Origin of the sequence: Halolamina pelagica (genome assembly GCF_900115675.1) — an archaeon.
Lineage (GTDB): Archaea > Halobacteriota > Halobacteria > Halobacteriales > Haloferacaceae > Halolamina > Halolamina pelagica.
This window is the reverse complement of the sequence record NZ_FOXI01000009.1, coordinates 36,047-53,519: the sequence shown is the minus strand read 5'-3', so window position 1 is coordinate 53,519 and position 17,473 is coordinate 36,047. Positions and strand designations below refer to the sequence as shown.

Genomic DNA, 17,473 nt, shown 5'->3' with positions numbered 1-17,473 from the left:
ACTGCGAAAAACGACCGAGATTCAGCCGGAGTCCCCCGTCTCGACGACTACTCCGTCTCGTGGACGTGCCCACACTCGGGGCACTTGACCTCCTCGCCGCGCACCTGCGCGGAGGCTTCCCGCACCTCGCGCATCACCTGCGAGATCTCGTCTTCGGCTTCGAGTTCCTCCTCCACCGAGAGGTCGACGCCCTCGACCTCCAGCAGGAACTTCGCGATCTCGGTCACCTCGTACATGGTGTCGTCCAGTTCCTCGGCGGTGTAGAACCCCGACATCGCGCCGTAGAGGAAGGTCGCCCCCGCTTTGGTGACCTTCTCCTCGAAGGAGGCCCGGGCCTGATTCACCGCCTGCGGGCTGTAGGTGTCCGTCATGAACGGCACCAGTCGCGGGAGATTCTCGCCGATCTTGGTCATCTCGACGCCGGTCTCCGTTCGGAAGTCCGCACAGAGCCGCGCGATCGCCCACTCGCGGGCGGTGATGTACGTCCGCTCGCGGAGGAACTCGTTGACGCGGTCGTAGTCCGCGCGGTCCATCTTGGTGAAGCGTTCGTACTCCTGGACGTCCTCGGGCACGTCGGCGAGGGGGTCCGATTCGGGGCCCTGCTCCACGTCGCCCGCGCCGTTCGTGGCGGCGTCGTCGCGGTCGAACTCGTCGTCGGTCGCCCCGTCGTCGCTCGGCGCCTCGTCGCCCCCAGCGTCGCGGTCGGCCGCCTCCCCCGTCGGCGTCGGATCGTCGCTCATGCACCCACCTGACACACCCACGGACATAGGGTTGTTCACCGGCGCCGGCCCGCGGGGTTTATCAGCCGAGCGGTCGTGCGGCCGGCCATGAAGGTGCTGCTCGGGATCGGCGGAAGCGACGACTCCGTACGGGCGCTGGAACGGGTAGTCGCCCGGACGGCCGAGGTGGGCGACGACCTCACGGTCGCGATCGTCGAGAACCCGCGGTCGCCCCGCTCGCGCGAGGAGATCGCCGAGCGGACTCGGGCGGAACTCGACGACGCCGGTATCGATGCCGAGATCCGACAGGTCGAGGGCGATCCGGGGAGCGAACTGGTCGACATCGCCGAGCGCGAGGAGTTCGACGAGATCGCGCTGGGCGGCGGCCAGACCAGCCCGATGGGGAAGATCAACGTGGGCAGTATCGCGGAGTTCGTCCTGTTGAACGCCCACACGAGCGTCAAGCTGGTCCGGTGAGCATGACCGGACCAGAGCGCTATCCCGACGACCGGGCCGGCGGCTTCCCGTCGCCGCCCCGGACCGTCGAGGACGCCGAGGGTCGAACGATCGAGCTCCGGGTGTACGACGGGACCGACGCGGACCGCGAGGCGCTGCGAGCGATGTACGAGGCGTTCGACCCCGCCGACCGCGCACAGGGGATCCCGCCGAGTCGCCCCTCGAAGCTGGGGGACTGGCTCGATCGCATCCTCGACGACGACTGCTACAACGTCTTCGCGTGGGACGGCGACGACGTGGTCGGCCACGTGACGCTCGTCCCCGAGAACGGCACGGACTCGCCGTACGAGCTCGCGATCTTCGTGCTGCAGTCCCACCAGGGCGCGGGCATCGGGACGGCGCTGATCGAGACGACGCTGGGCTACGGCGCCGAGCAGGGGATCTCGGAGGTCTGGCTCACTGTCGAGCGCTGGAACCGGGCCGCCGTGGGGCTGTACGAGAAGATCGGGTTCGAGACGACCGACGCCGAGAGCTTCGAGTTGGAGATGGCGATCCGACTCGACGATCAGACCGAGAGTACGGGCTGACTCGCGTAGCAGAGCACGTACTCCGCAGTTTTCTCCAGTACCGCCGCCCGGCTGCCGGTCTGTGGTTCCCGGGGGAGGACGATGAAGTCCGCGCCGCGCTCCTCGGCGGCGTCGAGGACGACGCTGCCGGGGTGCTGGGAGAGGCGACTCTTCGAGAACCCCGAGACGGTGCTGGTCCCGATCCCGACGCCGCGCTCGTCGGCGATCTCCTCGGCGGTTTCGGCGTACCCTTCGTCCTCGTAGTTCTCCGCGACGTCCTCGCCGAGCACGTAGGCGACGTGGACCGCGGCGTCGTAGGCGTCGGCGACTTCCACGGCGTACTCAACGGCCCGAGTGGACTCCTCACTCCCGTCGACGGCCACGAGCACGAGGTCGAACGGATCCATGGGTGGGAGTCAGGCCGCCGACGCAAAACCGTTTCCGTCGGAAGCGAGGTGGGGAAACACCGCGACCGAAGGGAGCGGTGGCAAACCACCTCGAAGCGAACGGCGAACGAAGTGAGCCGTGAGCCGCGGTCAGTAGTCGCAGCAAACACCGCGACCGAAGGGAGCGGTGGCAAACCACCTCGAAGCGAACGGCGAACGAAGTGAGCCGTGAGCCGCGAGCAGCGATTCAGAGCGACTCGGCCACGTCCTCCGCGAAGTAGGTGAGGATCAGGTCCGCGCCGGCGCGCTTGATCGACAGCAGCGACTCGTGAGCGACCGCGTCGAGGTCGAGCCAGCCCTTCTCGGCGGCGGCGTGCAGCATCGCGTACTCCCCGGAGACGTTGTACGCCGCGACGGGGTGGTCGTGTTCGCGGCGCACGTCCGCGACCACGTCGAGGTACGGGAGCGCGGGCTTGACCATAAGCACGTCCGCGCCCTCCCCCACGTCCAGTTCGACCTCGCGGCGGGCCTCCCGAGCGTTGGCGGGGTCCATCTGGTAGTGCCGGCGGTCGCCGAAGGCGGGCGCGCCGTCGGCGGCGTCGCGGAACGGCCCGTAGAACGCCGACTCGTACTTGGCGGCGTAGGACATGATCGGCAGGTTCCGGAACCCCCCCTCGTCCAGCCCGTCGCGGATCGCGCCGACCATGCCGTCGAGGCTGGCCGAGGGCGCGACCATGTCCGCGCCCGCCTCGGCATGGGAGACCGCGGTCGCCGCGAGCAGGTCGACGCTCTCGTCGTTCTCGACGGTGAGGTGGGGGTCCTCCTCGGCGCCGGGTTCGACGATGCCGCAGTGGCCGTGCTCGGTGTACTCACAGAGACACACGTCGGTGATCACGTAGGCGTCGGTCTCCGCGGTGATCTGCCGGACGGCGCGCTGGACGACGCCGGTCTCGGCGTAGGCGCGGGTGCCGCGGTCGTCCTTGAACTCGGGGATCCCGAACACCATCACGGCCTCCACGCCGGTCGCGAGCACCTCCTCGACGCGGGCGACGGCGTCGTCGACGGGAACTCGCTCGTGGCCGGGCATCGAGTCGATCGGGACGCGCTCGTCGGTCGTGGCGTCGACGAACACGGGGGCGATCAGGTCCGACGCCGAGAGGCCGGTCTCCGAGACGAGCGAGCGGACGCCGTCGGCCCGCAGGCGGCGGGGCCGCCGGGCGTCGTCGCGGCCGGGACGGGGCGTGTTGTTCATGCCGCCACCAGAGCCTCCGGCGGCAAAACCGCGTCGCTCCGGCGGCCGCTACCCGCGTTCTTAACCGAGTGGGGCGTGTACCTGTGAGTATGAAGTGCCACTACTGCGAGGACGACGCCATCTACGCCGCGGAGACGGACGGCGTCAAAGTCGGCCTCTGTGAGCAGCACTTCCAGGAGCGCGTCGAGGAGTTAGCCGACGACGAGCGACTGCAAGCGCTGCGCGAGCGGACCGAGATCGACCGTGCGGAGTAAGCTACCAGAGCACGTCGACGCCGAAGACGTAGAGCCCGGCGAGTGCCGACTCGAACACTAGCGTCCCGACCGCCGACAGTGCCACGAACCGTTTCGGGTCCATCTTCGCCAGCCCCGCGGGAACCGTCAGCATCCCGCGGGTGAACAGCATCGCGTTGCTGCCGGCGACCGCGGGGGCGCCCCAGCGGTCGAACCAGCCGTCGAATCGGGTGAGCGCCCGCTCGCTCACGCGGAACCACCGCTTCTGGAGCAGGTACTCCCGGCCGGCGCGCTCGGCGACGAGAAACAGCGCGAACTGGCCGACGGTCGCACCGAGTACGGCGACGCCCAGCACCGGCAGCAGCGTCTCGGGGCTGTGCCCCAGTAGCGCGAGCGATCCGGGGACGATCAGCTCGCTGGGGACGAAGTACATCAGCATCGCGCCCTCGAGCACGAACACGCCGAACAGGACGACCAGCGCCCAGTCGGAGTTCAACAGCGACTGGAGCCACCCCGGCATCTCGGCGACGATCCCCTCGTTCACGCTCCGGCGCTACCGGAGTCGCGGGTAAATCAGTTTCTCTCCCCCGGCAGCATTCTCGCTTGCAGCGACCGCGCGATCAGACCGTTTCGACCGGCTCGGGCAGGCGATCGCGCACGCGCTCCCACGCCGTCTGCGGGAGGCCGTCGACGGCCAACTCCCCCTCGTGGGCGTCGGTGCCGCCGGTCGCCAGCAGGTCGTGGTCGGCGATGGTGGCCTCGACGGGCCGCAGGTCGAGCGCGTCCTCGCCGTCCGGTGAGACCGGCCGGTCGTAGGGGTAGTAGCGCTCGACGGCGTCGAGATCGGAAGCCAGTTCCAGTGCGGCCGCGGGGTCGTCGTACCGTAACGGGTGTGCGAGGCCGACGAACGCACAGGCCTCCTCGAGCAGTTCCCGGCCCGTCTCGAAGTCGGGCACTTCGCGGGCGACGTAACACGGGCCGTCGTCGCCGATCAGGTCCTCGAAGACGGCGCCGACGGTGTCGTAGTCGGCGTCGCTCTCGACGACTGCGCGGGCGATGTGGGGCCGGCCCAGTCCCTCGTGGGGTTCGATCCCGAGGTCGACGCCCAACTCCGCCTCGACGTGCTCGACGATCCGGCGCCCGCGGTCGATGCGGTCCTGCTGGAGGCGCTCGACCTCCGCGGTCAGCGCGTCGGTCGGTTCGAGGCCGTAGCCGAGCAGGTCGACGCGCTCCGCGGGGGTCTCGACGCGGAGTTCGATCCCCCGTACGACGAGCATGTCATCGCGGCGCTCGACGGGGACAGACAGCTCGGGGTGGTAGCGGTCGTGGTCGGTGACGGCGACGGCGTCCAGCCCCTCCGCACGGGCGGTCTCGACCAGCGCGTCCAGCGAGAACGTCCCGTCGGAGACGGTGGTGTGTGTGTGGAGGTCGGCGACGACGCTCATTGGCGGACCGTGTCGGCGCCGGGAGAAACCGCTTGCGATGCCGAGTCAGTCGTCGATCCACTCGACCGCGTCGCCCAGGTCCAGCGGGAGCCCGCCCTTCCGGTAGGCTTCGACGTGGCCTGAGGGGCGGAGGCGGAACACGACCGCCGGCCGGTGGCGCACCTCCGGCTGCTCGCCGGCGATGGCCAGCCAGTCGTCGTCGGGGAACGAGGAGCAGTCGACGAACAGCGTGACGCCGCCGCCGTGCTCCTCGAGCTGGCCCGAAGATTTCGTCTCGGCCGTCTCCCGGATCGCGGTGATCGGCGAACCCGCGGCGCGGTGCTTCGGCGGCAGGGGCCGGGTCACCTCGACCAGCGACGCCTCCTCGTCGCCGTCGCGGCTGGCGCGGTAGTCGATCGAGTGGCCCGTCGTCACCGCCGCCTCGGGGGTCACGTCGTAGCCGGCCTCGAGGAGGAGGTAGGCGGCGTTGAACTCGCCCATCGTCGCCGTCATCCGGGTGAGGTCCATCGTCTCGGAGGTGCCGAGCTTCCCGGCCATCGTCTCGCGGTAGGGGTCCAGTGCGCCCGTCGAGAGCAGGTCCTCGTAGAACGACAGCGCTTCGTCCCGGCCGGCGTCGGGGAACCCGGCGGCGTGGTCGTGGAAGAACTCCCGGGTGGTGTGTCGGCCGTCCTTCGAGAGGAAGACGGGGAGGAAGAACCACGAGACGTGGGGGTATTCGTCGAGCCACGGCGACTCCTCGGCCAGTTGGGCCAACAGTTCCCGTTCGGCCCAGCGCTGGATCGGGTGGGGAACCTCCTCGAGCCCCTGCTTGTTGGTGCGCCAGAGCACCGAGGGCGTCTCGGTGTTGCCCAGCCAGTAGCCGGCGTCGTCGTCCCAGCAGAACAGTGCCACGTCGCCGTTGTCCATCTCGAACCGGACGGCGTCGAAGCCCGTCGGCGACTGATACCACGGATCGCGCATCTCCGCCCCGATGTTGGCCTGCAGCGCCTGCAAGAGCTCGTTGCGAACGCGCGCCTCGGACCACGACCCGGGGGCGTATCGGAACCGAAGCGGCTTTGCCACACGTTCTCTCGGTGATGCGGGGGTTTACAGTTTTCGAGCCATGCCGGCTCCGTCCGGGTAACTAGCGTGCCCGTGGCGTCTGGTACCCACGTGGGTCGGGGGTGAAACTAACCGACACGTATATGCGAGGTAACCACAAAGGGACTAGTTACCATGTCATTTGGTGCCTATGACGAAGGTGAACACGAACGCCGCGAGCGACTGACCTCACAGGCGGACGCCGAGTTCGAGGAAGCCCCAGAGGAGTTCAGCGGCACCGTCAGTTACGACTCCGGCGACTCGGCCGAGGCACTGCTCGACCAGTTCGAGGAGATCAAAGAAGACTGATCAGCACTCCCCTTCCTCCGGCAGCCTCCCCCGCCCAGCCGCGGCACCGCCGTTCGCGCCGGTCGCGGCGCGAGCAGGCCCCCGCCGGAGCGCCTAACCGACTCGCGCTCGAAGCGTCGCCGATGGCCACTCAGCGCTGTGACGGCTGCGACCGGCGGACCCGAATCGGCGGGGGGATCGGCGACTTCTGGACGTTCGCGGGCGGGTCGACTGAGGGGATGGATCTGGAACTCGCCGACGGCTCGGAGTTCTTCCTCTGTTTCGACTGTATCGAACGACTGCCCGACGATCGCGACGCGACACGCGCAGACGTCGACGCGCTCTCGAGTCGGGCCGAGGAGTGAGTCGGGAGAACCGAGGGGAACGCGTCGCTTATTCGGGCTTCAGACCGCCGTCCTGGACGCGCATGACCGCCTCGCCGTCGGCGAGGTTTGGCGCGTCGACGAGGCGGACGATCCGCTTGTCACCCTTCGACTTGCGCAGGTAGATGCGGAACGTGGACTTGTGGCCGAGGATGTTCCCGCCGATGGGCTGGGTCGGGTCGCCGAAGTAGGAGTCGGGGTTGGAGGCGACCTGGTTCGTGACGAGGACGGCGACGTTGTGGAGGTTGCCGACCTTGTCGAGTTCGTGGAGGTGCTTGTTGAGCTTCTGCTGGCGCTCGGCGAGTTCGCCACGGCCGACGTACTCCGCTCGGAAGTGCGCCGTGAGGGAGTCGACACAGAGCAGGCGGACCGGCCAGTCGTCCTCCTCGTGTTCCTTCGTGAGTTCGAGGGCCTTCTCGGCCAGCAGCATCTGGTGGTTGGCGTTGAACGCCTTCGCGACGTGGATGTTGTCGAGGAACGACTCGAGCAGCTGTTCCATCGCCTCCTCGTCGCCGGGTTCGCCCTCGATCCCGCGGCGTTCGAGCTCTTCGGCGATGACCTCGTCGTCGAGCCCCCGGATCATGTCGTCGATCCGCTCGGGGCGGAACGTGTCCTCGGTGTCGATGAAGATCGCGCCGCCGTCGAGCCCGCCGTTCTCCTTCGAGAGCTGGACGTTGACGGACATCTGGTGGGTGACCTGGGACTTCCCGGTACCGAACTCGCCGTACACCTCGGTGATGGACTGGGTCTCCATCCCGCCGCCGAGCAGGTCGTCCACGTCGTCGATCAGCCAGGAGAGCTTGCCGATGCGCTCGCGGCGTTCGAGCACGGTCGCGCCGGTCTCGAAGCCGCCGACGTCGGCGGCCTCGCGGGCGGCGTTGATCACGTCGGCGGCCGTGGAGTCGCCCACGTCCGCGGAGTTCGAGAGTTCGCCGGGGCTCGCGACGGCGATGCTCTGGAAGCTGTCGAACCCAGCATCGGTGAGCTTGTCTGCGGTTGCGGGGCCGACGCCGGGTAGGCTTTCGAGGTCGTCTTCTGCCATACACCTGCGTTGTGCGTCCCCGGGGATAAACCCTCGTTAACAGCAAGGTGAAAGTGAAATAGCCGCCCGATAGAGAGGGCGGACCGATCGAGTGTGAACGTTGAAACAGGACGACGCGGCGCCATGGGCGTGACGCCGACTCGGCTGTCGGGGGAGTCGAGCGGAGCTGCAGCTCAGTGGCGGCGCCAGAGCAGGTAGGCTCCACCGACGGCCAGTATCGCGCCACCGAGTCGATCGCCGGCGGGGTGGATCGCGAGCGCGACGCCGGCGAGAAGCAGCAGGCCCGCGAGGTAGTCGGGCAGTTCGAAGCGCGGATCGGGGTCGCTCGCGGGCGTGAACGCGCGATCGAGTCGCTGGCGACTGACGTGCCGGAGGTCGCCGGTCGCTTCGCGGCTCCCGTCCCGGTCGGTGAGCCGGAGTAGCGTCACCTCGTCGACGGCCTCGGACTGCGTCCGGTCGGCAGTCGAGGTTCGGGCGTCGACGCCGACGACCCGGAAGATCGCGCCGGCGTCCTCGCCCTCGGTCGAGCGATAGTGGTCGGAAACTGCGGGCCCGTCGCCCATCCTCACTCCCAGGGGTGGCCGCCGGGCGAGTCGGGCCAGAGCGGGTACCAGTGGGACTCGTCGTCCTCGACGTCGAGTTCCCCGTCGAGCACCGAGCGGAGTTTGAACTCCGCCTTGGTGTTGCGGTCGTGGTCGCCGCTGGGGCAGAAGGGGTAGTAGGCGCCGCGGCGGAACGAGTAGATCCAGTAGGCCTGCTCGGTGCTGGCGCTGGTGGCGCTCGCGCCACACTCTCCCTGTTTCCCGCCAGCGTCGGCAGCGTCGCTGTCGCCCTTCTCGAAGCCGAAGACGGCGGCCAGCAGTCGGGAGCCGAAGCCCTGCTCGATGAACTCGTCGGCCGCGAAGTGGACGCTCGTCACGAGGTCCTCCGGGTCGTCGTCGACGAGGATGACCCAGTGGTAGCCGTGGTCGTCCTCGTGACGGCGGAACTCGGTTCCCGTCTCCGCCTCGCCCGCACGGAGGATCGTTTCCACCTCGTCGACGGCGTCGGCGAAGGCGGTGCTGTCGACCCGGGAGAAACAGAGCGCGGCCGCGCCGGCCGAGCGGTAGCCGAGTTCCGCCTCCATCGTGACGTAGGCGGTGCTCATACCGAACAGCGCCTCGGGGTCGGCCGCGCTCGACGCGTCGGCCTCCGCACGCACGCCGAGTACGGACTTCAGCGAGTCGAGAATGCCCATACCGTCCGTTCGCCCGCGGGGCCGTTAGTCCTCCGGTCACACAGGGCCGATCACTCGCCCGTCCGACTCCGGGCGACCTGCTGTTCGCCGTCCACCCCGTCGTGGGTGACCGTCGTCGTCCCCGGGAGCCCGCCGTCGAACTCGACGGTGACGGTGTAGCCGCGTTCGACGAGCTGTTGCGTGCACATCTCGTCCTCGTCGGACTCGTCGCGGGTCGCCACGCGTACCCCGAGTTCGTCCGCGTCGGCGTCGTAGGTCGCCGACGCGAGCGACGCCACCATGCAGCCGTTCTTGCCGACGATGCAGCCGTCGACGGTGACGGTGGTTCCGTCCGTGGAGACCGTGGCGCTCCCGGGCTGCTCACAGTCCTGTCGCGGTTCGAGCGACCGGGCGATGATCGTCGGCGCCGCCGGTGTCGGCGTCGGCGTGTCGGTCGCCGCGGGACCGTCGTCGGGCGTCTCCGGGGCCGACCCAACACAGCCGGCGATCGTCGCGAGCGCCCCGGCGGCGCCCGTGAGGAACGTTCTGCGTTCCATAGTGTTCCCGACGACGAGTGGTTGCATAAGCGCGCGGTATGGACAAAACCTGCTTTGTTCCTTCGCCCCACGCCGCCCGGGAACCGGAACCGACTTATGCGGGTCGGGCGTTTGTGGAGATGAGTCCGGGTAGGGTAGTGGACTATCCTCTTGGCTTGCGGAGCCAGGGACCGGAGTTCAAATCTCCGTCCGGACGTTCCTTCACTCACTTCGTTCGTTCAGTCACGACCGGACGTGCCCACGCTCGCTCCGCTCGCGTGGACTCCGTCCGGACGTTTTCGACGAACTACGACGACGAGCGACAGCGAGGAGTCCGTGAGTCGAACGGCTGTCACGTTTTCACGGAGCAACGCGACGAACGGATTGTGCAGCGACGCTATCACTCCTAACGTATCCGGTCGCCGCCACTCCGACACCGACCGACCCGACCCGCACACACTCTGTGACGCCCTGAGAGCGGAGGGGAAGCGTTTTACGCGCCACGCCCAGCGTATCGGTATGACCGTCGAGCTGCCGTTCGCCCCCGTCGACGCGATCATCCGTCGCAACGCGGACGGACTCCGCGTCAGCGCCGACGCGGCAGAGGAACTGGCGGCCCGCATCCAGGACCGCGGCGCCGAACTCGCCGTCGAAGCGGCCGAGGAAGCCACGGAGGACGGCCGGAAGACCCTCATGGCCGAGGACTTCGGCGTCGGCAAGGTCGTCGACCGCGACGCCGTCGGCCTCCCGGTCGCGCCCGTCGACCGCATCGCCCGCCTGCACATCGACGACCGGTACCGGGTGTCGATGGAGGCCCGCATCGCGCTGGCGGACATTCTGGAGGACTACGCCGACAACGTCGCCCGCGCGGCCGCGAAACTCGCCCGCCACGCGGACCGCCGAACCGTACAGGCCGAGGACATCGAGACGTACTTCGCCCTGTTCGAGTAATGCAGTTCGGCTACTCTGACCGCTGTCTCGACCACGACACCGGCCCCCGACACCCCGAGTCGCCCGACCGGATGCGGGCGATCCGCGAGACGCTGAAGGACCGTCACTGCGTCGAGTACGTCGACGCGCCCGCGGCCGACCGCGAGGCGCTCGAACGCGCCCACGACCCCGAGTACGTCGACGAGATCAGGGAGTTCTGCGAGGGCGGCGGCGGCGAGTGGGACCCGGACACCGTCGCCGGCGAGGACACCTACGACGTGGCGCGCAAGTCCGCGGGACTCGCGATCTGGGCCGCGCAGGCGGCCGTCGACGGCGCCGACGGCCGTGACACTCCCTTCGCCATCGGCCGGCCCCCGGGCCACCACGCCGAGTCAGACGAGGCGATGGGGTTCTGCTTCTTCAACAACGCGGCCGTCGCTGCGCGGGCGGCCATCGACGCCAACGAGGCGGTCGACCGCGTGGCGATCTGGGACTGGGACGTCCACCACGGCAACGGAATCCAGGAGATCTGTGCCGACGATCCGGACGTGTTCTACGCCTCGACCCACGAGGAGGGGCTCTACCCGGGCACCGGCGCGGTCGAGGAGACCGGCGACGGGGCGGGCGAGGGGGCGACGCTCAATGTGCCGCTCTCGGCCGGCTGTGGCGACGCAGAGTACCGCCACACGTTCGAGCAAGCTATCGCCCCCGCCTTCGAGCGGTTCGACCCCGACCTGGTGCTGGTCTCCGCGGGCTTCGACGCCCACCGCCACGACCCCATCTCGCGGATGCGCGTCTCCACCGAGGGGTACGCCCAGTTCACCGACGCGGTCCGGGAGCTGACCGACGATCTCGACGCCGCGCTGGCGTTCGTCCTCGAGGGCGGGTACGGCCTCGACACGCTCTCGGAGAGCGTCGCCGTCGTCCACGAGACGTTCGACGGCCGCGACCCGATCCCCGGGGACGACGAGCCGACCGACGAGGTCGTGACGCTGATCGACGAGATCCGCGATATCCACGATCTCTGAGCCGGCAGCGCGCGAACTGGTTCAGACCTCGGGCTCGACGTAGTTCCGGAGCTCCTCGCCGAACGTCCCAGCGAGGGTTGCCACGTCGTCGCCGACGAGCACCTCGTACTGGTCTTCGAGGGCGGTCTCGACGTGGGTCCCGAGCGCCACGTCGAACAGCGCGTCGCTCCGGAGGAACGCCTCGGGCGAGCGGTGGTCGCGCTCGCGCTCGACCACGTAGCGATCGTCCTCGACGAACGGGCCGTACACCGACGGATCGTCGGCGTAGGCGTCGTAGAACGAGGCCGCGTGTTCGCCGACGTGGACTGGCGGTCCCTCGTGGCGTTCGACTGCGGGAAGTTCGTCGACGACGGTTTCCACGAACAGTACCGACCGCCCGGCGGCGTCCTCGCCCACGCCGTCGGCGAACGTCGTCGCCCGCAGGGTGTCGAACCCCCGTCGGTCGAGTTCGTCGGTGACGCCGCCGAGCGAGCGCCGGAGCTGGGGGTAGAGCTGGTCCTCGACCACGTCGGGCGTGTCGAAGGCCACCGCGACCGCGTGGGTCCCGCGTCGGTCGAGATGCTCGCGGACGCTATCGGCGTCGATCGGGTCGGCGGGCTCCGGGAAGAACAGCGACTCCCGGGGCCCGTCGAGGAGCTCGCGGCAGTAGTGCTGGAACCGCGCGAGGTTGGCCGTCGAGAGCACGGCGGCCACGTTGCGGTCGGGATCCGTGGGGTCGATGACCACCAGCGGGTCGTCGAACGCGGCGGCCTCGGCCTCCTCGGGCGGGACCTCGGCCGGCCCCCCGCTCCCGCGCAGATCGAACTGAACCGGCGGGTGCCACTCGGCGGCGGCTTCGACGAGCGGGACGAACCCGCCGTACTCCAAGGTTAGGAGTTCGACCAGGTAGCCGGAGAACCCCTCGGTGCGGAGGTCGCTCCCGTAGACGCCGACGCCCTTCATGAAGCGCTTGCAGAGGCGGGCGCCCGCGGCGAGTTCGGGCGTGTATCGGGCCTGGAGGTACGCGTCGTGGAACGGCGTCCGGTCCACCGCCGACCGGATCTCCCGTGCGGAGTCGACGGCGTAGCACGGCACCAGATCCACGTCGAACCCGTCGTGCTCGCCCTTGACGTAGGGGTGTTCGGCGTACTCCTCGTGGCCGTCCGGGAGGACCGCGTGGCCCACGTCGAGGCCGTACCGCTCCAGTTCCGCGCGGTCGACCGAGGTGGGGAAGCGGACGAACAGGTCGATGTCCCGATCGCCGGCGAGCCACGTCGAGCGGGCGCTGGAGCCGACCTGGGTCACGTCGGCGTCGACGGGCAGGTCGTCGATGGCGGCCTCGGCGCGCGCGGTCAGTTCCGCGGTGACGGCGCGCAGGCGCTCGCGCTCGTCGGCGTCGGGCGTGACGCGCTCGCTCACGCGGTCGAGCACGGCGTCGAGGGCGTCGTCGGTCATGCGCGAGCGTATTCCGGGACGCGGGGAAACCGTGTCGGTCGGTCGGCGGTGTCGCGGGGAAACGAAACCCATATGAGTGAAACCGCGGTACGTGGGAATGAGCCGTCGTAGCTCAGCTGGTAGAGCACCACGCTGTTAACGTGGTTGTCCCAGGTTCGAGCCCTGGCGACGGCGTCGATCCTTTCGAAGGTACGTCTGTCCCGGCCAGATGCTTTTGTCACATCAGGAGTCGAACTACCAACATGCCCCCGTCCGGCGGCCAGTGGTCCCATCAGGCTTTGGTCGAAGTCACGCAGGATCTCGCCGAAGAACTCGGCCGCTCCCCTACGACAGCGGAAGCAGCAGCTGACGACCGGTTTCCTTCTCTTTCGACGATCTACAAATACGCGGACGGGAACTGGCTCGACGTTCTAGCGGACGCTGGATTGGAGGAAACGCAGGTACTTGCGTACGGGAATACGGAAGAGCCTCGGATGTGCAGGGATCTTGCTGGGGCGTATATGGCGGTTGAAACGCCACATTTGACGCATCGACAGTACGACGATCTCGGTGTATATCCGACGAGCGTAATAAAGAAACAGTTCGGTTCTTGGCGGGATGCCTGTAACGCCGCCGGAGTGCCCGCCGGGGAAAAGCACGGAACCAGTTGTTCGGGCCCGAAAGGAGAGGAGTTAGCGAGTACCCAAGAGGAACGTGTTGCAAAAGCGCTATTCGAGCGAGAGATCGAGTACGTTCCACATCCTCCGATCGAAGACACGGAGTGGATTGCGGACTTTCACCTTCCGGAACAGGACCTTTGGATCGAGGTGGACGGGTACGCTGATAGTACTCGACCGAACGAGGATGGGTTCGAGGACAAGATCTCACACCTCCAGGAAGCCGGGGAGGAGGTCGTGGTGATCCAACGCGGGGAGGCACCTATCGAGGCTCTACTACTGAAGAGTAGTTTGTGACGGACCGATAGCCTAAAGCGGTTCGCGGTTCGATCCGAAAGACGGGGCCCTTAGCTTAGTCTGGTCTCAGAGCACCCGGCTCATATCAGATCGTCGATACACTCGTGTCGGCACTGTGGGACACCGGGCGATCGGTGGTTCAAATCCGCCAGGGCCCATCCAGAATCTGAATGATCGTTAGCCGATGGAATTGCTTCATTCAGGCCTTCTAACGCTGCTTTGGCCATTTCACCGTGATTTCTCAGGGCCATTCTCGTTCGGAGTTCAACCATACGTTATACGCGGATACCCGCTCTCCGGGCTTCTGAGATATACGAAGGGGGGTTGTGACTAAATCAATCGGTCATTTCGGGTATTAGCTTTCTCTGACATTCTCCTACAACGGCCTGCGAAGTATCGCGCGCGAGTTCTACTGATTGGCTTTACTGAAATCCTCACTATAGGACTAGTACTCGAATCCCTAAGTACAGTCAAGCTACCTATCGTTTAATACAGGTATCCCCTATGGTTCCTCGTAAGTATCAAACGGATCACCAAGCTCACCGAACGCGTGCCAGATATGCTGCATGAACTCTTTCGTCACCTCCTTCGCATTCCTCTCGTAGGATTCTAGAGTTACAACCGGCAATGTAGCAACCTCTCGATCCAACTTCTTTGAGTCTCGATTCTTATCTGAAGTGGTTACGAACCCTTCTGCATCGACGAAGGTCAGATAGAGGAAGATAGGTGGAGAAACATCGCGCTCCGCTAAGAATCCAGTATAGTCTGGTAACCGGTCAAAGAGGATTTCATAGAGCGTCCAGAAACCGATCTTATCGTCTTCGGAAAATTCACTCCTGAAGTGGAATGAGTGAACGGCCTCGATACGACCGTCATTAAATATTTGGACGTATTCTGACTGGGGTTCATCTTCTTCCGAGGTCTTGCGGAAGTCACCAATATCCTGTGAGTTCACAATCCCATCGACATTCCGACGAGCGTGTGAATACGTCTGACCGCCCTTATCCCGGTGGAATAGCGGCAATCCATTGGACGCATTACTACCACTCGAACTGATGTCGATTTCCGCTCGCAGGTTGAACGCGGTCGCCGGGATTGCGTGCAGTACCATACATGGCCCTGGTTCGAATGGAGCAGGTGTATCCCCGCTACGAATCTTGGCGATTCGATCTGTCAGAAAGCCTTCTACCTCTTCGCGGAGACTATACTGCTCTATGAACTTCTCCCGAAGTTGTCCAGCATCGAACTGGTATTTGCCGGCGGAGTTCCGTCCGTAGAACGGTTTTTTCGAACCAAGTGTAACGCGGTGCGGTGAGACCGTACTGGCCTGGACACGAACGATGGCGACGAATCCAGTTCCATCAGGGTTGGGTAGTGTCCGTATCTCGTGAGTTCGCAGGCGGGGATCGGTACTAGTGCGAATCAAGTTTTCCCAATCCAGCTTGTATTTGTCGCGGTCGTAGTCGGTAATCCACCAGAGGTCGGCTTCGTCTTCTTCGTCAACATCTTCAGGATCCGGAATCCCGATAATTAGGTCGCCACCAGTAGTGTTAGCGAAAGAAGTGACTTCGGCCAGGAATTTTTCTTTGTGACTTTTGTTTCGTGGATCGAGTTGACGTTTGAATTCGAGCTCCTGTTTCTCCGGTACCCCTGTTTCCACAAGTTGTCGGAGATCTTCAACTGAGAGGTCGTCAAGACTGGGCGGAATCATATTGCTATGGTTATGCTTTGATATTAAATATCCTCGCCTATACAGGGGTTCAGATTAGGGAAGCTCGTAGAATACGCACACCCACTTACCGGTGTATCTGTTCTCTGAGAAAAATCTTCACGACCGGTATCCACTCAATCCGTTTCAACTCCGAGACGGTATCCGTGAAGAGCTTGGTAGTGAAATCACGTGGGCTCGGTGTAAGGCGGTAATGAAGGAAATCGGTGTTCTTGACGACCGTGACTACCATCGGGAAGAAATTTCTCTCGGTGAGGGAGATTCAAGAGAGGGGTTCACCAACGAAACAGTTGACAGGGTCGTTGAAGCGATTGAGGCTGGATTAGATCCGGATGACGCTTGGGACAAACACGGGGAGGAAGTCTGGCATTAGTCCGATTACTGCGTCAAATACGTCAGCTGGGACTCTATTCAGGACATTTGCTGAAACGTTCACGTGCTGAGAGTTTCACCAAGAGCACCAACCACTACTTTCACCGTGGTTGGGCCGTCTTTTTGCTGCTAGCTCTCCAAGTGCCGTTGGAGCCTGGAATCTAGTGTGACACGCTCCAGTGCTCCATTCCCCCTAATGTCGATCACAAGCCTCGGAAGCTGTCCGGTCTGCGGGAACGACATTCCGACAGATCTCCTGCTCATCGAATACGAAACCGGCGTCTTCGCTGAGTGCCCGCAGTGCCGAGAACCAGTGCATCCTGAATAGCCGTAAACCAGTAATTGTGGCGAGTCAGCCCGCCTCACCTAGTGGCAAGGCGAGTTAGTATCGTAGGCTCAATCAGCGATTGACCAACTACCTGCACTCCCAAGCCCATACTGCAATGCCAATTGACCTCGTAGCTAGTACCGTATCAACCGATTCGCTGGACCAGCCTGAACGAGGAAATCATGCTTGTAGCGAAAAGTAACACTCTCCAACAGGCTGTTCTCGGGACAGAGCTACACCCTGAAACCTGCGAAACGGATCGGCAACTCATCGGAGACATTCGTTGCCTAATCTGCGGTAAACCGGTGAAATACAACCACGACAGAGGTAACGATTTATTCGGTTGTTTTCGTCACGCGGACGGGTCTTCGGACTGCTTTGCATCCGATGGCAGCTCTAAGGAGCATCGATTAGCGGTGGAAGTTACAGCGAAAGACCTCTACAACCATATCCAGGAAGTTGCAGGACCTCCAGTCGAAATTGATGTTGAAAAGTGGGTTGGTGAACGACCGAGCTTCGTCATTACGGACATTCGAATTTCTCGCCCGTTGAAAATCGCTGTTGAGGTCTACTACATGATCAACGCACTCGGACTTCATCGCCGGCTTGAAACGATGTTCGATAATGATTATCGTGCTTATCTAATCTTCCACCCTGGTGGAAGGCATTCGGTTGATCGAGTAGAACGGCACATTCACAAGATCACCTCGCTTCAAGTGGGCCGTTTTGACCGCGCAACATTTGATGTGGCATTTGGCGACTTATTCACTAAAGAGCGTATTGACTTGAGTAACCTCAACGAAGAACGGTTACCAAGGTATATTGTTCGGTGATTAATAGGTTACTTCCGAAGGATGTCGTACAGTTACCACACCGCAGAGCGGGTGAACGTGGAGGTGGGGTGAGTTCAGTGACCCTGCAAGCTACTCAATCATCACCGTCTCACCGCAAGTAGGACAGGTAGGATCTTTCTGTGCTTTTTTGAGCTCGGACTGTTGTCCAGTCCATCCACAGACTGGACACTGTATTGGGTCGGATCCAGGCACAGGACAGGAGTACTATACTTTGCCAAGTCCAAAGTAGTGGTGTCTGTATCG

General features: G+C 64.9%; 23 protein-coding genes and 3 tRNA genes. 14 read left to right on the top strand and 12 right to left on the bottom strand.

The features are described 5' to 3' along the window. Positions 1-47: 47 nt before the first annotated feature. Entirely contained in the window at positions 48-740 is a 693-nt protein-coding gene (locus BMZ83_RS11595; protein WP_074878817.1) for a DUF5806 family protein, read from the bottom strand. A gap of 87 nt (positions 741-827) precedes the next feature. On the opposite strand from BMZ83_RS11595, the gene BMZ83_RS11590 reads away from it, so the two are divergent. Together BMZ83_RS11590 and BMZ83_RS11585 are read left to right on the top strand one after the other, a co-directional pair. Further along, positions 828-1,196, top strand: a complete 369-nt coding sequence (locus BMZ83_RS11590; protein ID WP_074878816.1) for a universal stress protein — start codon at positions 828-830, stop codon at positions 1,194-1,196. 2 nt (positions 1,197-1,198) lie between these two features. Next, entirely contained in the window at positions 1,199-1,762 is a 564-nt protein-coding gene (locus tag BMZ83_RS11585; protein WP_074878814.1) for a GNAT family N-acetyltransferase, read from the top strand. Here BMZ83_RS11585 and BMZ83_RS11580 read toward each other — a convergent pair. Together BMZ83_RS11580 and hemB are read right to left on the bottom strand one after the other, a co-directional pair. After that, positions 1,741-2,148, bottom strand: a complete 408-nt coding sequence (locus tag BMZ83_RS11580) for a universal stress protein (RefSeq protein WP_074878812.1) — start codon at positions 2,146-2,148, stop codon at positions 1,741-1,743. The genes BMZ83_RS11585 and BMZ83_RS11580 overlap by 22 nt on opposite strands. A 226-nt stretch (positions 2,149-2,374) precedes the next feature. Continuing rightward, positions 2,375-3,379, bottom strand: a complete 1,005-nt coding sequence (gene hemB / locus BMZ83_RS11575) for a porphobilinogen synthase (protein WP_074878810.1) — start codon at positions 3,377-3,379, stop codon at positions 2,375-2,377. 89 nt (positions 3,380-3,468) lie between these two features. Here hemB and BMZ83_RS16930 point away from each other — a divergent pair, with 89 nt between their 5' ends. Beyond that, positions 3,469-3,633: a DUF6757 family protein gene (locus tag BMZ83_RS16930; protein WP_166623276.1), complete on the top strand. Its 165-nt coding sequence runs from the start codon at positions 3,469-3,471 to the stop codon at positions 3,631-3,633. Position 3,634: 1 nt separating this feature from the next. On the opposite strand, the gene BMZ83_RS11570 is transcribed toward BMZ83_RS16930, so the two are convergent. The 3 genes from BMZ83_RS11570 to BMZ83_RS11560 all read right to left on the bottom strand — a co-directional run bounded on the left by BMZ83_RS11570 (position 3,635) and on the right by BMZ83_RS11560 (position 6,119). Next, positions 3,635-4,132, bottom strand: a complete 498-nt coding sequence (locus tag BMZ83_RS11570; protein WP_074878913.1) for a DedA family protein — start codon at positions 4,130-4,132, stop codon at positions 3,635-3,637. Between the two features lie 100 nt (positions 4,133-4,232). Beyond that, on the bottom strand, positions 4,233-5,057 hold the full coding sequence (locus tag BMZ83_RS11565) for a PHP domain-containing protein (RefSeq protein ID WP_074878809.1): 825 nt from the start codon (positions 5,055-5,057) through the stop codon (positions 4,233-4,235). 45 nt (positions 5,058-5,102) lie between these two features. Next, entirely contained in the window at positions 5,103-6,119 is a 1,017-nt protein-coding gene (locus BMZ83_RS11560; protein WP_074878807.1) for a DUF5784 family protein, read from the bottom strand. A 153-nt stretch (positions 6,120-6,272) separates the two neighbouring features. On the opposite strand from BMZ83_RS11560, the gene BMZ83_RS16925 reads away from it, so the two are divergent. Both BMZ83_RS16925 and BMZ83_RS11555 read left to right on the top strand, forming a co-directional pair. Further along, positions 6,273-6,446, top strand: a complete 174-nt coding sequence (locus BMZ83_RS16925; RefSeq protein ID WP_166623275.1) for a DUF5786 family protein — start codon at positions 6,273-6,275, stop codon at positions 6,444-6,446. A 122-nt stretch (positions 6,447-6,568) separates the two neighbouring features. Further along, on the top strand, positions 6,569-6,790 hold the full coding sequence (locus tag BMZ83_RS11555; protein ID WP_074878805.1) for a DUF7561 family protein: 222 nt from the start codon (positions 6,569-6,571) through the stop codon (positions 6,788-6,790). A 28-nt stretch (positions 6,791-6,818) separates the two neighbouring features. Here BMZ83_RS11555 and radA read toward each other — a convergent pair whose 3' ends face one another. The 4 genes from radA to BMZ83_RS11535 all read right to left on the bottom strand — a co-directional run bounded on the left by radA (position 6,819) and on the right by BMZ83_RS11535 (position 9,623). After that, on the bottom strand, positions 6,819-7,850 hold the full coding sequence (gene radA, locus BMZ83_RS11550; protein WP_074878803.1) for a DNA repair and recombination protein RadA: 1,032 nt from the start codon (positions 7,848-7,850) through the stop codon (positions 6,819-6,821). Between the two features lie 173 nt (positions 7,851-8,023). Then, positions 8,024-8,413 carry a hypothetical protein gene (locus BMZ83_RS11545; protein WP_074878801.1) on the bottom strand — a complete coding sequence of 130 codons (390 nt, stop codon included), beginning with the start codon at positions 8,411-8,413 and terminating at the stop codon, positions 8,024-8,026. A 2-nt stretch (positions 8,414-8,415) separates the two neighbouring features. Next, complete coding sequence (pspAB, locus tag BMZ83_RS11540; protein ID WP_074878798.1) at positions 8,416-9,087, bottom strand: PspA-associated protein PspAB; 672 nt, start codon at positions 9,085-9,087, stop codon at positions 8,416-8,418. A 50-nt stretch (positions 9,088-9,137) separates the two neighbouring features. Continuing rightward, positions 9,138-9,623, bottom strand: a complete 486-nt coding sequence (locus tag BMZ83_RS11535; protein ID WP_074878795.1) for a hypothetical protein — start codon at positions 9,621-9,623, stop codon at positions 9,138-9,140. A 123-nt stretch (positions 9,624-9,746) separates the two neighbouring features. On the opposite strand from BMZ83_RS11535, the gene BMZ83_RS11530 reads away from it, so the two are divergent. The 3 genes from BMZ83_RS11530 (at position 9,747) to BMZ83_RS11520 (ending at position 11,560) form a co-directional block, all read left to right on the top strand. Beyond that, a tRNA-Arg gene (locus tag BMZ83_RS11530) sits at positions 9,747-9,819 on the top strand. 302 nt (positions 9,820-10,121) lie between these two features. Then, on the top strand, positions 10,122-10,553 hold the full coding sequence (locus tag BMZ83_RS11525; protein WP_074878793.1) for a histone: 432 nt from the start codon (positions 10,122-10,124) through the stop codon (positions 10,551-10,553). Then, positions 10,553-11,560 (top strand): histone deacetylase family protein, encoded by a 1,008-nt coding sequence (locus BMZ83_RS11520; protein ID WP_074878791.1) that lies wholly within the window; start codon positions 10,553-10,555, stop codon positions 11,558-11,560. The genes BMZ83_RS11525 and BMZ83_RS11520 overlap by 1 nt, the downstream gene beginning before the upstream one ends. A 21-nt stretch (positions 11,561-11,581) precedes the next feature. On the opposite strand, the gene cca is transcribed toward BMZ83_RS11520, so the two are convergent. After that, positions 11,582-12,994: a CCA tRNA nucleotidyltransferase gene (cca, locus tag BMZ83_RS11515; protein ID WP_074878789.1), complete on the bottom strand. Its 1,413-nt coding sequence runs from the start codon at positions 12,992-12,994 to the stop codon at positions 11,582-11,584. A gap of 101 nt (positions 12,995-13,095) precedes the next feature. Here cca and BMZ83_RS11510 point away from each other — a divergent pair. The 3 genes from BMZ83_RS11510 (at position 13,096) to BMZ83_RS11500 (ending at position 14,105) form a co-directional block, all read left to right on the top strand. Beyond that, positions 13,096-13,168, top strand: a tRNA-Asn gene (locus BMZ83_RS11510). 68 nt (positions 13,169-13,236) lie between these two features. Next, positions 13,237-13,947, top strand: coding sequence for a homing endonuclease associated repeat-containing protein (locus tag BMZ83_RS11505; protein WP_074878787.1), 711 nt, complete (start codon positions 13,237-13,239; stop codon positions 13,945-13,947). Positions 13,948-13,991: 44 nt separating this feature from the next. Next, positions 13,992-14,105 (top strand) — tRNA-Ile (locus tag BMZ83_RS11500). Positions 14,106-14,449: 344 nt separating this feature from the next. Here the strand turns inward: BMZ83_RS11500 and BMZ83_RS11495 are convergent. Further along, positions 14,450-15,658 (bottom strand): AlbA family DNA-binding domain-containing protein, encoded by a 1,209-nt coding sequence (locus BMZ83_RS11495; RefSeq protein ID WP_074878784.1) that lies wholly within the window; start codon positions 15,656-15,658, stop codon positions 14,450-14,452. Positions 15,659-15,869: 211 nt separating this feature from the next. Between BMZ83_RS11495 and BMZ83_RS16410 the strand changes: the two genes are divergently transcribed. From BMZ83_RS16410 to BMZ83_RS16405, 3 genes are all read left to right on the top strand, one after another. Continuing rightward, positions 15,870-16,049 carry a hypothetical protein gene (locus BMZ83_RS16410; RefSeq protein WP_143076948.1) on the top strand — a complete coding sequence of 60 codons (180 nt, stop codon included), beginning with the start codon at positions 15,870-15,872 and terminating at the stop codon, positions 16,047-16,049. A 195-nt stretch (positions 16,050-16,244) separates the two neighbouring features. Next, complete coding sequence (locus BMZ83_RS17520; protein ID WP_449271650.1) at positions 16,245-16,376, top strand: DUF7837 family putative zinc-binding protein; 132 nt, start codon at positions 16,245-16,247, stop codon at positions 16,374-16,376. A gap of 182 nt (positions 16,377-16,558) precedes the next feature. Beyond that, the gene (locus BMZ83_RS16405; protein WP_143076947.1) at positions 16,559-17,209 is read left to right on the top strand and encodes a hypothetical protein; all 651 of its coding nucleotides are present in this window, start codon (positions 16,559-16,561) and stop codon (positions 17,207-17,209) included. The last annotated feature ends 264 nt before the right edge of the window (positions 17,210-17,473 follow it).